Genomic DNA, 14,679 nt, shown 5'->3' with positions numbered 1-14,679 from the left:
TGAATTATCTACAAGATTCTATGTTTAAAAGGATTTTCAAGATTCTTAGGGAATTCGTTTCACTTCAAAAACCTATATTAGATAGGTAAGTATTGATATTATGAAAAATAAACTCCTCTTTATACTTTGTTTTTTAACGTTTATTAGTTGTTTCTCGCAACAAAATTTAAAACTAATAGATAGTTTAAAGCAGTTCCTCAAAACCAACCCCAATGATTCTGTCAAAATAAAAACATATAGTGATTTGTGCTGGTATTATGGACGTGTATCTAATGATTCTGCATTTCATTACGGGACTTTAGCATTGGATTTATCTAAAAAAACCAATAATAAGGTTGGAGAAGCACAAGCATATAACGATTTGGGGATAATTTATACCTACACTTCTGATTTTAAAACTTCTATGCAATTGTACAAAAAGGCACTAAACATTAGAAAAACACTTAATGATTCTATGGGTATTGCTAGTATTTACAATAAAATGTGTTATGTATATCACAAAACATTTCAAATGGATTCTTGTCTTACTTACAACCTAAAGGCATTGGATATTTACAGTGCATTGGGGAGCAAACAACATGTTTTTTTAAGTAAAGGCAATATTGCTGCTGTTTATGAGTCTATGAAACAATATGATAATGCTCTAAAATTTCATTTTGAAACTTTGGAGCTATCAAAAGAAATTAATGACTCTTTGGGGCTGGCCAACATTTATCTAAACATAGGCAATACATATTTGTCAAAAAAAGACACCATTACTGGGGTAGATTATTATAAGAGGTGTATGCGTATTTCAGAATTAAACGGGTATGATAATACACTTGCTGTTGTTTGTTTAGATTATGGAGTGATTTTAGAAAGTCAAAAAAAATATGGCGAAGCATTAAAGCTGTATAAGAAATCTTATGAGTTAAGCGAAAAGACAGATGATGCAATTGGTATGACAAATGCAATGCTAAACTTAGGGAATATGAATACCCTTGAAGGTAATTATAAGGATGCCAAAACAAAACTCTACCAGGGGTTAAAACTGGCGAAAATGCTAGATTCCAAAGAAGACGAATTAAAAGCATATGAATTTTTATTGCATTATTATTCCAAAAGAAGAAATTCTGATAGTGTAATTCACTATTATGTTACCCATAGAAGTTTAAAAGACTCTATTTACAGTAACCGAGTTACTAAGGAAATTGCCGATGTTCAAGAAAAGTATAATACAGCAGAACGAGAAAAAGAAATTCAGTCGCAACGCGCAGATATTGCGGAAAAGCAGCTTAATATCAACAAAAAAAACACGCAGTTAATAGGTCTAGGTTTAGTAGCTGTTTTACTTTCAATTCTTGGGTATTTGCTATATAATCAACAAAAATTAAAAAATCGTCAACTCCAAAAAGAAGCAGAATTAAAAGAAGCTATTGCGCGAATTGAAACCCAAAATAAGCTTCAGGAACAACGCCTAAGAATTTCCAGAGATTTGCATGATAATATAGGTGCGCAACTCACGTTTGTCATTTCCTCCATTGAAAATTTACAGTACGGTTTCAAAATTAAAAATGAAAAATTAACTGATAAATTAAAAGGTATCAGTGCCTTTACTAAAGACACCATATACGAGTTGCGTGATACCATTTGGGCAATGAACAAAAGTGAAATTTCTATTGAAGATCTAGAAGTTAGAATTTCAAATTTTGTAGAAAAGGCTAACGAGCATAGTAAAGATGTAAGCTTTAAATTTAACGTAAGTGAGAACGTTTCCAAGGAAACTATTTTCACTTCGGTAAAAGGGATGAATATTTATCGTATTATCCAAGAATCCATTAACAATGCTTTAAAGTATGCTCATGCAAACCACATTGGTGTAAGTATGAATGAAGTTGAAGGCAAGCTAAATGTACAGATTACTGATGATGGCAAAGGATTTAATGTTGAAAACATTGAACAGGGCAATGGGCTAAACAATATGAAGAAACGCGCTAAAGAAATCAACGCCAAAATTAAAATAGAAAGCGCAGAAAGTAAGGGAACATCAGTTACATTAGTTGCCTGATATAAAATATACGTTATTTTGCGTACTGGAGTACTGCAATTAAAATATCATATTTATACCAAATTAAAAATGATGACAATAAAAACAGCCATTGTAGACGATAATAGTTTTTTGATTTCAGCTGTAAAAGAAAAGTTGTCTTTTTTTGAGGGCGTATCGGTAAAATTTACTGCAATTAATGGCTCTGAGTTGTTGGAGTTATTGAATGAAAATCATAACCTAGATGTGATTTTAATGGATATTGAAATGCCTGTGCTTAATGGTATAGAGGCTACCGAAATTGTAAAACAAAAGTATCCGCACATTAAAATTATTATGCTTACGGTTTTTGATAATGACGAAAATATCTTTAATGCTATTAAAGCTGGTGCTGATGGGTACCTTTTGAAAGAAGTAAACCCCGAGGACTTACATAATGGTATTGTTGAAACATTAAATGGCGGTGCCGCTATGAACCCATCAATAGCACTTAAAACGCTGAAGTTACTACGTAATCCAATCCAAATTCAAAACGAAAAAGAAAAGGAGGATATTACACTCACTACTAGAGAAACCGAGGTTTTGGAACAGTTGAGCAAGGGCTTAAGTTATAATTCAATTGCCGATAATTTAATACTCTCAACTGGTACCATTAGAAAACATATTGAAAATATTTATAAAAAATTACAAGTACATAACAAATTAGAGGCGGTACAAAAGGCAAAAAAGAACAACTTAATATAAAGATTGATTAACGTTTATTTAATTTAAAGGTCAAAACATAATTTTATATTTGGCTTGTTATTTAAAAATAACACAAGATGCATTGGTTAGACTTCAACGTCGAAGGAAACTGATGTTTTTTTATGCCTAATGTTCATCTATAGCATTGTTTTTCAAATTATTTCTAAATTAGGGGATGCGAAAAATTCTATTTGGTGTTGTTGTAACACTAGTTATACTTTTTACTTTCAAATATTGTGAAGACAAAAAAGAAGAAAAAATACTTCTTAAGGAAAGTTCATCATTAATCAAAGAACAGGTAGATAATGTTGGGAAATTAGTGGTAACCGAAGGGCATTTCAGCGAGGTGTTTACTTATAAAAATTCTAAGGATGTTTTTGGAGATTTATTATCGGCTGAAAAAAAAGCTTTAGTTGTTGTTAATGCAGAGGTTACTGTGGCTTACGATTTAAGCAAGATTGAATATGATATAAATGAAACCACTAAAATATTAACGATAACAAACATTCCAACAGAAGAAATTAAAATACATCCAGATTTAGAGTATTATGATGTTCAGGCAGATTATTTAAATCCCTTTGAAGCAAAAGATTATAACAACATTAATAAGACCGTAAGACAAGCTTTGTCAAAAAAAATTGAGAATTCAGATATTAAGACCAATGCTAAGAATAGATTAATAAGTGAACTGTCTAAATTTTATATTCTAACCAATTCACTTGGGTGGACTTTAAAATATGATGAAACACCAATAATTGACCGAAATGATTTAGAAGCTATTAAGTTATAAGTAGTTTTAAATCTGCTAGTCCACCACCATTTACGGCTTCAATATTATAAAACTTTAAAAGTTTAGTGGCGCGTGCAGAACGAGCACCGCTCTTACAATGCGCTATTACAGGTTTGTTTAATTTTTTTAGATCATCTATATGGTCTTTTAAGTCGCTTAAAGGTATATGAATAGCATTTGTTATGTGTCCTTCTTTCCATTCACGTTGCGTTCTAACGTCTAAAATAATAGCGTCACGTTTTAAAAAATCTTTAACTTTTTGTGCGTTTCTTTTAAAGAAAAAACTTAGTAAACCCATCCGTTTTGCTTTTGGTAAAGTTAATTAATATTTAATTATTTGTTGATTGTAATTGGCGGTTAGTTAGATATTTTTTGGGTATCTTCAACTTTTAAAATAATATATATTTATGAATCCTTATGTTACCCTATCCATAGCGAATCACGTTGGATATATTGAGTTTTTTCATCCCAATAGAAACTCAATGCCTAGTGATGTGTTGCTTAAATTAACGCAAACCATAAAAGATGCAGGAGAACATGATGATGTAAAGGTTATTGTTCTAAAAAGTGGGGGAGATAGAACATTTTGTGCGGGAGCTAGTTTTAATGAAGTGATATCTATTGAAGATGAAATACAAGGAAAAGCATTTTTCTCTGGATTTGCGAATGTGATTAATGCGATGCGAAAATGCCCAAAGTTGATTATTGGTCGTGTGCAAGGAAAAACAGTAGGCGGAGGCGTTGGTTTGGCTGCTGCTACAGATTATTGTTTAGCAACAAAGTACGCATCCATTCGGTTAAGTGAATTAAGTATTGGTATTGGGCCTTTTGTGATAGAGCCAGCTGTTTCCCGAAAAATCGGAAAAATGGCAATGTCTCAAATGACTATTGATGCCGAAACTTTTTTTTCTTGGGAGTTTGCTAAGGATAAAGGTTTGTATGCTGACGTTTTTGATACTACCGAGGATTTGGATATAGCCGTTAAAAGTCTAGCTGAAAAATTATCAAGTTATAACCCGGAAGCGTTGGTCGAAATGAAAAAAGTAATTTGGAAAGATACCGAAGATTGGGATACGCTTTTAGCTGAACGTGCAGAAATAAGCGGTAAATTAGTATTAAGCAAATTTACTAAGAACACCTTGAAACGTTTTAGATAGACTAGTGTTTATCTGTTATGGCTTTTCCTAATCTTTAAGTCTTTCGTTTTAAGATTTAAGCACTAATTTTAGAGTTGATAATTTCCAATCCATCATCTATCAAATGCCCAAACTCAGGATTGTTTTGTTTTATGTTTTCTAAATGCGATACTATTTTTTTTGCAAGCTCGGTTTCGTTATCCAATTGCGATAATTCGTAAAGTTCAATAGGGAGCAACCAATCATTAGGGTGGTTTTCAATAAGCGCTTCTAAAACTTTGGTTCTCGAAGTGGTATTATTACTACCCTCTCTGTAATCTCTAACCTGCTGGTACAATGCTTCAAGAGCTATTCGTTCTTTAGATTTTTTTATATGAATGGTTTGCGTTGAAGGCACATGGGTAATTAAATCAAAACTACTAAAATCTGCAGGTCCTGAAAATGCCGAAACTACTTCCTTTCCAACTGCCATATCGTAGATGCCCCATTCTGGCTGAAATAAAACAGATTCTTTGTACCTAACTGAGCAGTTTTTAAAGCTTATCAAGATTATTTTTCCCTTTAAGTTACGTTTGCCCGTGATTATTTCGCCAGAAACTTTAATACCGCCTTCAAATTCTAGGTTTACGGTTTGCCCTTCATAAATATCATAGGCGGCTAAATCCCGAGGACTCATGTCTTCTATTGATATATTGATGCCTCTTAGTTTTCCAATTGGAGCACCAAAACCATCACGATGGGTATCTGTACCATGTCCCACTAGCTCCTTTTCCCTGTAGGCTAAAGCTGTTTTACCAGTAGTTTGAATGTAAATGGGTTTGCCTTCATGAGCAATCACATTGTTGAATACCCCAGAAATTTGTAAACCAGTGCTGAGCTCTACAGAACCTAATGCTTTGGAATCAATCAATTTATTAACTCCGGAAAGCCCACCTCGTCTTAATGCCATGGTATTGGCAAATTCTTCTAAAATTAAACTTAAATGTGCAAAATCGGGAGTTACAAAAAGCTGTGGTTGGGGTTTTGTAATGTCAAAATTCTTAAATGTGGCATTTATATTGTATGGCAATTTTTCAACTTCATCGGTCATGCACCATGCGCTTTCACCTATAGATGATAGTAATCCAGCGCCATAAATTTTAGGGTTATCAATACTACCTATTAATCCATATTCTACGGTCCACCAATGTAAATTTCGTATTAGTGCCATTTCACTAGGTTCGCCCATATTTTCTTGTAGTGATTCTACCTTTTTTTCTGCAGAAATAATGTCCTCTTTTTTAGAATTTGGTGCTTCTTTAATGATAGATAAGTGGCGCACAGCTTCATATAGCTCATAATCTTTTGCTGATGAAATAGCTTTACAGCCTATTTCTCCAAAACGTCTTAAATACTCGGCATATTCAGGATTAGCTATAATTGGCGCGTGTCCTGCGCCTTCATGAATTATATCTGGAGCAGGCGTGTATTCTATATGTTCTAACTGTCTGATATCGCTGGCAATAACCAGTACATTATACGCTTGAAACTCCATAAAGGCATTTGGGGGAATAAACCCATCAACCGCAACAGCAGCCCAACCAATATCCTTCAAAATCCGGTTCATGCCATACATGTTTGGAATGCTATCTATTGAAATACCAGTTTGTTTTAAACCTTCTAGATAGGAATCATGGGCCACCGTGCTTAAAAAATTCACATTTTTACGCATTACATACCTCCAAACAGCTTGGTCTATGGCAGAATAGTCCTCATAGTTTTGCGGTTTTATAAATTGTTTCAAATGCTCAGGTAGCTTTTGAAGTATTTCGTTAGACTCAAATATCTCCGACATCTCTAAAATTTATATGTAAAACACTCTTAAAAATACGAATTATTCATCAAAATTGCATTTTTTTAACTTTTTTTCAAAAATTAGATACTTGGTTAGAGGGGAAAGTAGCTAGGAAGATTTCCATATATTTAAGCATAACTTCAATAGCTTAAACATGTATACCAGACGTATTTTTCCCATAAAAGGTGTGATAAGATGGACACGCCGCCATATTTTTTTGTTTCTTTTACTGGCGCTAATTCCAGTTGTTTTATTCGATATTGTTGGTTTAAAATGGTTACATGTTCCATGGTTACCTTTGGGGGCTTTGGCCACAGCAGTTGCTTTTATTGTTGGATTTAAAAACAACGCATCTTATGACAGGCTCTGGGAAGCCAGAAAAATTTGGGGTGGTATTGTTAATAGTTCTAGGTCTTGGGCTATTATGGTGAAAGATTTCATTAATAACGATCACGCAAAGACGAAACGCACTGATGAAGAGTTGAAGGTAATTGTAAGGGAAATGATACACAGGCACGTAGCGTGGTTAACTGCTTTACGATATCAATTGCGAAAGGATAAGCCTTGGGAGATGCATCTGAAGAAAGGAAAATCAAATAAGGAATTTAGAGCAAATCATTACAAGGTTTACGAAGGTGTTGAGCCTATAGAAGGAGCCATAAAGCCCTATATATCTGAAACAGAGTACAAAGAAATATTTGCCAAAGGTAATCAAGCATCACAGTTGCTAGGTATTCAGTCTAAACGATTAAGAGAATTAAAGCAAGAAGGATTGATAGAAGATTTTAGACATATGGAAATGGCAAATCTATTAGTTGAATTTTATACGTTACAAGGTAAGTGTGAACGCATTAAGAACTTTCCTTATCCAAGACAATTTGCCACTCTTAATTATCTTTTTGTTTGGATCTTTATAATTCTACTTCCTTTTGGAATCATGGAAGGTTTTGAAACTATTGGAGATCATATTCTAGAGGATTTAGCAAATCATAAGTCTCATACTTCGCTTGGACATCAAATACAGGAGTTTATCGCAAAACATTTTGTTTGGTTTTCTATTCCCTTTAGTGCGTTAATTGCTTGGGTGTTTCATACCATGGAAGCTATTGGAGAAAATACCGAAAATCCTTTTGAAGGAGGGCCAAACGATATACCTATTACCGATATGAGTAGGAGTATTGAGATAGACATTCGTCAACTTATTGATGATACCGATATCCCAAAACCTTATGAATGGAAAAATGATATTGTTATGTAAGTGATATTTATCATATTTTCATTTCGGAATTATCGTACTTTAGCGGCGAACTTAAAACCAAACTTATGAGAATTTTTAAAGTAGCTGTTTTATCAGTTATTATTGCATCAGTATTTAGTTGTGCTTCAAGATATATTGCCATTAGCCCAAGTACAATCAACTATGTTTCTGAAAACAAGTCAGAAGGTCTCAAATTGGAATACAAGTATGACTTGTTAGATAAAAAATATGCTAAAAAAGAAGAAAAGAAGGGCGTAAAATTAGTTGCCGTAAAAATTACTAATAATACTGAAAGTGATTTAGTTTTCGGTAAAGATTTTACTTTAGGTTACGCTAATGGTAGTGATGTGCACGTAATGGATTTAGAAACAACATTTAGATTATTAAAGCAAAGTCCTGCAACCCACTTATTTTATTTATTGTTAACCCCAGTTAACCTTTACACCACAGAAACAAGTAATGGTGTTCAGGAAACTACAAGTTCCACTCCAATTGGATTGGTTCTAGGTCCTGGATTAGCAGCTGGAAATATGATTGCAGCAGGATCAGCCAACACAAAGTTTAAAACCGAAATGCAGGATAACAATGTTTATGGAGCTACTATTAAATCTGGGGAAACTAAAGTTGGTTTAGTGGGTATCAAGTCCTATTCATACGATGCTTTAAGCATTAAATTCAACTAGTTTTAAATTACAAATAAACATAAAAAAAGCGACTCTCATAGAGTCGCTTTTTTAATTTATTTTGCTTCAGCTTCTGGAGGATATTGTTCCATAATCTTGGTGACAAACTCCTTAATGCGTTGTTCTTTTTTCTCTGATTTTCGTGTAAGGAAACCTGTGCCCATACCTTGCCAAATCAATTCCTTTTTCTTCGCATTGATTAAATCAACAAAAAGAACACCTTCGGTGCGCGTAGAAACTGCAGGTTGATTCCAGCCCCAGCCGCCCCAGCCCCATGGACCCCAGCCGCCCCAACCCCAGGCACCCATGCCCCAGGCGTTGTTGTAGACGTCAACACGTTGATTGGATTTTGTAAATATGCTGATAAGAACATCTGGGTCTTCAGACTTTGTAAAGCCTTTTGCCAAAAGTTCTGCTTCAATGGCGCGTAAAATTCGGCGTTTGTCAATATCATTAATTTCTGCTTTATCAATACCTGTTTTAAAAAACGCAAATGTTTTAAACTGGTTGAAATCTGTTTTTCTGTCGAAATCTGTTGAAACACGCACAGAAGAACATGAGGTTGCCAATACAAGAAGGGCAATAAGCGGTAGAGTTTTAAAAATTTTTTTCATAACAGTTATATTTATTTTGAATCTTAGTCACACCAAGAGTTATCACTAACTTTAATAGGTTTTTAGCATCAATAATCATACCATAAATAGTAGAATCCTAGCGTTTTATGGAGTTGGTCTTTTTATTATATCCATAAGGACAATGCCTGCATCCACTTTCACAACAATATCCTCGTTTTAAGTGGTATTGTTCGGTAAAACAACGGTAGCCTTCAGGGGTAAAGTAATAATCGCCTTCTTCAATGGGAATAACCTTCTTCATAGTTTTACAAAGATAATGTAAAATCAACATATTCTTTCTGTGATGTTTTACATCAAAATTTCCATAAATTGTCGTGTTCAATATATTGGGAATCCTAAAAAAGGTTTCTTGGATTGATTTTTGAGTTACAAATGTTATGATTCTTATTTCAAAATACATCGTTCCGAAAGGTTACACGGGCATTGCTCTATATCCGTTTATTTTTTTAGTGAATTCAAAGTTGAAATTGAATAAGACTCTAATCAATCATGAAAAGATTCATTTAAGACAACAACTGGAGCTGTTAATTGTGTTGTTTTATGTTTGGTACATCATCGAGTTTTTGGTGAGACTTATGCAATATCGTCAATGGAATATCGCCTATAAGAACATTTCTTTTGAGCGCGAAGCCTATATAAACGAGCATAATACTACTTATTTAAAAAACAGAAAATTTTGGGGTTTTTTGAAGTATCTTCGTGTTGAATGAGCTTTGATTTTGAACATACTATCAATCAAGAAATCGCACTTGATAAAACAGTTGGGGTACGTCTATTTTTGAAACGAGAAGATCAACTGCACGCATTTGTTTCAGGAAATAAGTATCGAAAACTAAAGTACAATTTAAAAGAAGCTGATAAAAAAGGTTATAGCACATTACTCACCTTTGGCGGTGCATTTTCAAATCATATAGCTGCGGTGGCAATGGCTGGAAACATCTTAGGTTTTAAAACCATTGGTGTAATTAGAGGTGACGAACTTCAAACGGATATTGAAAAGAATCCCACATTGCGTTTTTCTCAGGAACATGGTATGCAACTAAAGTTTATTTCGCGACAGGATTATCGAAATAAGACTTCTAACGCCTTTATACAATCGTTGAAGAATGAATTTCAAGATTTTTATTTAATACCAGAAGGAGGGACTAATGCATTAGCTGTTAAAGGGTGTGAGGAGATTTTATCTGGCAAGGATAAAGATTTTGATGTTATATGCTGTCCCGTTGGTACCGGTGGTACAATTTCAGGCCTTATCAATTGTTCAAAACCTAGTCAACAAGTTTTGGGTTTTCCAGCTTTAAAAGGTTCGTTTTTACATAAAGATATTAGTAAATTTGTACAGAAGACCAATTGGGATTTAATTACCGATTATCATTTTGGGGGATATGCCAAAATAAATACAAATTTGATTGCTTTTATCAATCGATTTAAATCTGAGAATAATATCCAGTTAGACCCAGTGTATACAGGAAAAATGATGTTTGGTATTTTTAGCTTAATTGAAAAAGGATTTTTCCCTAAAGGGTCAAAAATATTAGCTATTCATACAGGAGGTTTGCAAGGTATAGATGGAATGAATATGGTTTTAAAGCGAAAAAAATTACCCTTAATACAAGTTTGATGAAACGAATTCTAATTATAATATCAATTAGTTTTTTTGTGTTTAGCTGCGGCTCAAAAAAAACAGTGGTTACAAAAAAGTCTAAAAAGGAACCTACCGAGAAAGTAGTGGTTAAAAAGAAGGCACCTGATGAAAAGATTGAAGTAGAAACCAAGGGGTCCAATATGACTCCTACTGAAGCTTATATTGAAGCTTATAAAAGTATTGCACAAAAAGAAATGACGCTGTACAATATTCCTGCAAGTATTACTTTAGCTCAGGGTATTTTAGAATCTGCTTCTGGAAAAGGTAGACTTTCGGTAGAAGCAAATAACCATTTCGGTATTAAATGCCATACATGGACTGGGGCTAAAATTTATCACGACGATGATAAAAAGGGCGAATGTTTCAGAAAGTATAACAGTCCTAAATATTCCTTTAGGGACCATTCCTTGTTTTTAACCTCCAGAAAGCGATATGCTAGCCTTTTCGATTTAGATGTTACAAATTATAAGGCTTGGGCAAGGGGCCTAAAAGCAGCAGGTTATGCTACTGATAGGCAATATCCCAAAAAGTTAATTGGTTTGATTGAGCGTTATGAGTTGTACAAATATGATGATGAAGTTTTGGGGCGCAATCCTTCAGAACGAAAATTTGATGATACTGTTGAAGTGGATAAAGCATTTCACGTTGTAGCAAAAGGCGATACATTATACAATATTTCAAAACGTTATAACTTGACCGTTAAAGAATTGCAAGCTTTGAATAATATTAAAGGAACGAACATTGCAATTGGTCAAGAACTGAAAGTAAAATAGAATAAATTCCAAATGATTTATAAACGCAGTAGTGCATTATTTGCCGAGGCTGAAAAGGTAATCCCTGGGGGTGTAAATTCCCCAGTAAGAGCATTTAAAGGTGTTGGAGGGACACCGATTTTTGTAAAAGAAGCCAAAGGTGCTTATTTGTTTGATGAAGACGGTAATAGGTTGATAGACTACATTAATTCCTGGGGTCCGATGATTTTAGGTCATGCTTTTGGCCCTGTGGTGGATGCGGTTGTTGACAAAGCTAAAAAAGGAACTTCCTTTGGAATGCCAACAGAGATTGAAACCAAAATTGCAGAATTAGCAGTTTCTATGGTGCCTAATATTGATAAAATTCGTTTTGTGAATTCTGGTACAGAAGCTTGCATGAGTGCTATTCGTTTGGCGCGTGGTTTCACTGGAAAGGACAAAATCATAAAGTTTGCAGGGTGTTATCATGGGCATTCCGATTCGTTTTTAATACAAGCAGGTAGTGGTGCAAGTACTTTTGGAACACCAAACAGTCCTGGAGTCACACAAGGTACAGCAAAAGACACGTTGCTCGCTAATTATAACGATATTGATAATGTAAAAGCTTTAATTGAAAGCAATAAAAATGAAATAGCTTGTATTATTATTGAGCCAGTTGCTGGTAATATGGGGTGTATTCCGCCAAGACAAAATTTCTTGGAAAGTTTAAGAGCTTTGTGCGATGAACACAATATTCTTTTGGTGTTCGATGAAGTAATGACAGGCTTTAGATTAGCCAAAGGAGGTGCGCAAGAGCTTTATGGTATTGATGCCGATATAGTGTGTTTTGGAAAGGTGATAGGTGGTGGTTTGCCTGTTGGTGCTTTTGCGGCCAGAAATGAAATCATGGATTATTTGGCTCCTGTGGGTCCTGTGTATCAAGCGGGAACATTAAGTGGAAATCCTTTGGCAATGGCTGCTGGTTTGGCAATGCTTAATGCTTTAGATAATGACGCTGAAGTCTTTGACAGACTAGCCCAAAAAACGGCATATTTACATAAAGGTATTTCCAAAGCGTTACAGGAAAACGCGGTAAAAAATACTATAAACCGTGTAGGTTCAATGATTTCTGTACATTTCGATGAAAATCCTGTTTTCGATTTTCATACTGCAGCAAAAGGAAACAATGATACTTTTAAATCCTTCTTTCATGGTATGCTAAATGAAGGTGTTTACATCGCACCCAGCGCATTTGAAACTTGGTTTATCACCGACGCATTATCTTATGAAGATTTAGATTTTACGATAAATGCAGTTAATGAGGTAGCAAAACGGTTATAAAAAAACACCTCCAGTTTGGAGGCGTTTTCAACTAAATAAAAAATCACTAATAAATAAAACTCAAACTTTATTTATGCTTTCTTGCGTTTTTTGCCTTTAAACTTGTCTTTCATTTTAGTTTGTCTTTTGGCCATCATACGCTCCCATCTTGTATATTGTTCATCGTTTAAAATGTTTTTCATTTTAGCTTTGACTTCAATCATATGATCTAATCTTTTATTAGCCATTTCTAAACGTTGTTCTTTCGTGGGTTTTTGAACTTCTCCACTTTCTCTTTTAGCTTTTCTCTCAGCCATGTGAGCCTTTCTTAATTTGGCATTTTCTAGGTTTATTTCATAAATGTCTTCTTGTTGAGCATCAGTTAAATCTAAAGCCAAAGTCATTTTTTTGGTTTGAAGAGTGGCCATATCTTCAGGACTCATATCCATTCCTTTTTTTCCTTTATTAGGACCTTGGGCGGATGTAATTTGAATTGCGCAAAGCGTCATTACAACTAAAACTAGTTTTTTCATGATGATGTTTTTTTTGAATGTTTGGTTCTTTGACTACAACACTTCAAAATAGTTTAAAATAGAATTTGATTTTAACGGAAGATTAACAAAAATCAGTAAGTTTTATTTCTGGATAATAGGAATGGCTAGAGAAATACCCGTCTGAAAATCAGGAGCATTATTTACCTCAAGATCTTGCTTTATAAAAAGTGAGAGTTTGTAATTTCGTCTACCATAGGTGTAAATAAAATTCCAATCAAGAAGCGTATGGTATAGCGTTGCCACTCCGTTTTGCCATCCGCCATTAATTTCTCTCCATTTTCCTAGCAATTTGTAGTACCCTTCTTCTTCCTTTTGGTTGAACCTGGTTTGTATGTGATGGTTAATACCAAAAGCATGGTAGTTTCCACTTTCGGTATATTTGGTAAATTCTGCATGAATCTCGAAACTGCCTAAGTATGTATTGTTTCCCAAGTCAATGTTATCACTTTTAAAATTGATGAAATTTTTATGCAAAACACTTGCGCCTAAGCCAAAGTTAATTTCGTTTTTATTTTTCAGGATAAGCCGTTTAACACCGTTTAAAGAGATACCGTAATCCAATGCGCTATTGAATTTTGAAGTGTTGAGTCCTAAATGACTTCCAAAATTAACGTAAATGTGCTTTTTGTCGTTTCTTAGGAAGGAAGGATAGTAAAAATGATTGAACTCCAAACCTCCAACAAAGAAGTCGTTGGCGTTAAGTTGAAGTGTTCGCCCATTTCGGTCTTCATATCGAAAGTTTACTTGGTTTAAACCATAATAGCGTCTTCCAAAAGGGTCTTCTCCTCCAGCAACATTGCTATGAAACCATTCTATAGTTTCATCACTTGTAAATAAGGAAAAGGGGTGCTTTCCTTTTGTGATAACATAGCTTCTAAGTGTTAGCCCAATTTCATGTTCTTTTGATATTGGAATGTTATAATTAACCCTAAACTCTTTAATTACGGCATCAATCACAATATTCATATAATCTGCGGGCGTAGTTTCTTGGTTTTCAAACTTAAAAACCCTCCAACGCTCATACCAAACATTTTGACTCATTTGTCTTCTTATATTGGGGTCTTTAGGAAAATAGGCTTCAACAAAGGGATGAAAATGATTTCCGCTAGTGTAATTTATTGAAATGGTACTGTTTTGGGGTGGCGCAATTTTAAAATTTTGGTTTATTCTACTACTAAAAATTCCAAACTGATGCGTGGACAAAATACTTGGGCGGTCAATACCATTTTTAAAGGAAATACTATCACGCTCCTGGGCAAATAGGCAAATAGAAAGCAATAGAGAAAAGAATATTGAGGCATTTTTAAACATTGCGTAAATATA

16 protein-coding genes are annotated in these 14,679 nt (G+C 34.2%); 10 read left to right on the top strand and 6 right to left on the bottom strand.

Annotation, left to right across the window (positions count from 1 at the left end; translation table 11 throughout):
• The first annotated feature begins 100 nt into the window (after nt 1–100).
• The 3 genes from EYD45_RS13675 (at nt 101) to EYD45_RS13665 (ending at nt 3,560) form a co-directional block, all read left to right on the top strand.
• A complete protein-coding gene (locus tag EYD45_RS13675) occupies nt 101–2,047 on the top strand; it encodes a tetratricopeptide repeat-containing sensor histidine kinase (RefSeq protein WP_130965121.1) in 1,947 nt (648 codons plus the stop codon).
• 72 nt (nt 2,048–2,119) lie between these two features.
• Nucleotides 2,120–2,770, top strand: coding sequence for a response regulator transcription factor (locus EYD45_RS13670; RefSeq protein ID WP_130965183.1), 651 nt, complete (start codon nt 2,120–2,122; stop codon nt 2,768–2,770).
• A gap of 175 nt (nt 2,771–2,945) precedes the next feature.
• On the top strand, nt 2,946–3,560 hold the full coding sequence (locus tag EYD45_RS13665) for a DUF4230 domain-containing protein (protein WP_130965120.1): 615 nt from the start codon (nt 2,946–2,948) through the stop codon (nt 3,558–3,560).
• Here the strand turns inward: EYD45_RS13665 and EYD45_RS13660 are convergent.
• A complete protein-coding gene (locus tag EYD45_RS13660) occupies nt 3,550–3,858 on the bottom strand; it encodes a rhodanese-like domain-containing protein (protein WP_130965119.1) in 309 nt (102 codons plus the stop codon). The two genes, EYD45_RS13665 and EYD45_RS13660, sit on opposite strands and share 11 nt — an antisense overlap.
• Before the next feature lie 109 nt (nt 3,859–3,967).
• On the opposite strand from EYD45_RS13660, the gene EYD45_RS13655 reads away from it, so the two are divergent.
• Entirely contained in the window at nt 3,968–4,717 is a 750-nt protein-coding gene (locus tag EYD45_RS13655; protein ID WP_130965118.1) for an enoyl-CoA hydratase/isomerase family protein, read from the top strand.
• A 55-nt stretch (nt 4,718–4,772) separates the two neighbouring features.
• On the opposite strand, the gene EYD45_RS13650 is transcribed toward EYD45_RS13655, so the two are convergent.
• Nucleotides 4,773–6,530, bottom strand: a complete 1,758-nt coding sequence (locus EYD45_RS13650; RefSeq protein WP_130965117.1) for an aromatic amino acid hydroxylase — start codon at nt 6,528–6,530, stop codon at nt 4,773–4,775.
• A gap of 154 nt (nt 6,531–6,684) precedes the next feature.
• Here EYD45_RS13650 and EYD45_RS13645 point away from each other — a divergent pair, with 154 nt between their 5' ends.
• Complete coding sequence (locus EYD45_RS13645) at nt 6,685–7,788, top strand: bestrophin family protein (RefSeq protein ID WP_130965116.1); 1,104 nt, start codon at nt 6,685–6,687, stop codon at nt 7,786–7,788.
• A gap of 65 nt (nt 7,789–7,853) precedes the next feature.
• A complete protein-coding gene (locus tag EYD45_RS13640) occupies nt 7,854–8,471 on the top strand; it encodes a hypothetical protein (RefSeq protein ID WP_130965115.1) in 618 nt (205 codons plus the stop codon).
• Nucleotides 8,472–8,527: 56 nt separating this feature from the next.
• On the opposite strand, the gene EYD45_RS13635 is transcribed toward EYD45_RS13640, so the two are convergent.
• Together EYD45_RS13635 and EYD45_RS16760 are read right to left on the bottom strand one after the other, a co-directional pair.
• Nucleotides 8,528–9,085 (bottom strand): DUF4136 domain-containing protein, encoded by a 558-nt coding sequence (locus tag EYD45_RS13635; RefSeq protein WP_130965114.1) that lies wholly within the window; start codon nt 9,083–9,085, stop codon nt 8,528–8,530.
• A 97-nt stretch (nt 9,086–9,182) separates the two neighbouring features.
• A complete protein-coding gene (locus tag EYD45_RS16760; RefSeq protein WP_165453938.1) occupies nt 9,183–9,347 on the bottom strand; it encodes a DUF5522 domain-containing protein in 165 nt (54 codons plus the stop codon).
• Nucleotides 9,348–9,573: 226 nt separating this feature from the next.
• On the opposite strand from EYD45_RS16760, the gene EYD45_RS13630 reads away from it, so the two are divergent.
• From EYD45_RS13630 to hemL, 4 genes are read left to right on the top strand one after another with little or no spacing between them, the layout of a single operon-like run.
• Complete coding sequence (locus EYD45_RS13630) at nt 9,574–9,816, top strand: hypothetical protein (protein WP_317127938.1); 243 nt, start codon at nt 9,574–9,576, stop codon at nt 9,814–9,816.
• Nucleotides 9,813–10,727, top strand: a complete 915-nt coding sequence (locus tag EYD45_RS13625) for a 1-aminocyclopropane-1-carboxylate deaminase/D-cysteine desulfhydrase (protein WP_130965112.1) — start codon at nt 9,813–9,815, stop codon at nt 10,725–10,727. The genes EYD45_RS13630 and EYD45_RS13625 overlap by 4 nt, the downstream gene beginning before the upstream one ends.
• Complete coding sequence (locus EYD45_RS13620; protein WP_130965111.1) at nt 10,727–11,524, top strand: glucosaminidase domain-containing protein; 798 nt, start codon at nt 10,727–10,729, stop codon at nt 11,522–11,524. The genes EYD45_RS13625 and EYD45_RS13620 overlap by 1 nt, the downstream gene beginning before the upstream one ends.
• A gap of 12 nt (nt 11,525–11,536) precedes the next feature.
• Entirely contained in the window at nt 11,537–12,823 is a 1,287-nt protein-coding gene (hemL, locus tag EYD45_RS13615; RefSeq protein ID WP_130965110.1) for a glutamate-1-semialdehyde 2,1-aminomutase, read from the top strand.
• Between the two features lie 71 nt (nt 12,824–12,894).
• Here the strand turns inward: hemL and EYD45_RS13610 are convergent, their stop codons facing one another.
• Together EYD45_RS13610 and EYD45_RS13605 are read right to left on the bottom strand one after the other, a co-directional pair.
• Nucleotides 12,895–13,335, bottom strand: a complete 441-nt coding sequence (locus EYD45_RS13610) for a Spy/CpxP family protein refolding chaperone (RefSeq protein WP_130965109.1) — start codon at nt 13,333–13,335, stop codon at nt 12,895–12,897.
• A 102-nt stretch (nt 13,336–13,437) separates the two neighbouring features.
• A complete protein-coding gene (locus EYD45_RS13605; protein ID WP_130965108.1) occupies nt 13,438–14,667 on the bottom strand; it encodes a hypothetical protein in 1,230 nt (409 codons plus the stop codon).
• Nucleotides 14,668–14,679: the final 12 nt, after the last annotated feature.

The organism is Hyunsoonleella flava (genome assembly GCF_004310325.1).
Taxonomy (GTDB): domain Bacteria; phylum Bacteroidota; class Bacteroidia; order Flavobacteriales; family Flavobacteriaceae; genus Jejuia; species Jejuia flava.
Note: the sequence above shows the minus strand (reverse complement) of the source record. Positions and strands in the feature narration are given on the sequence as shown.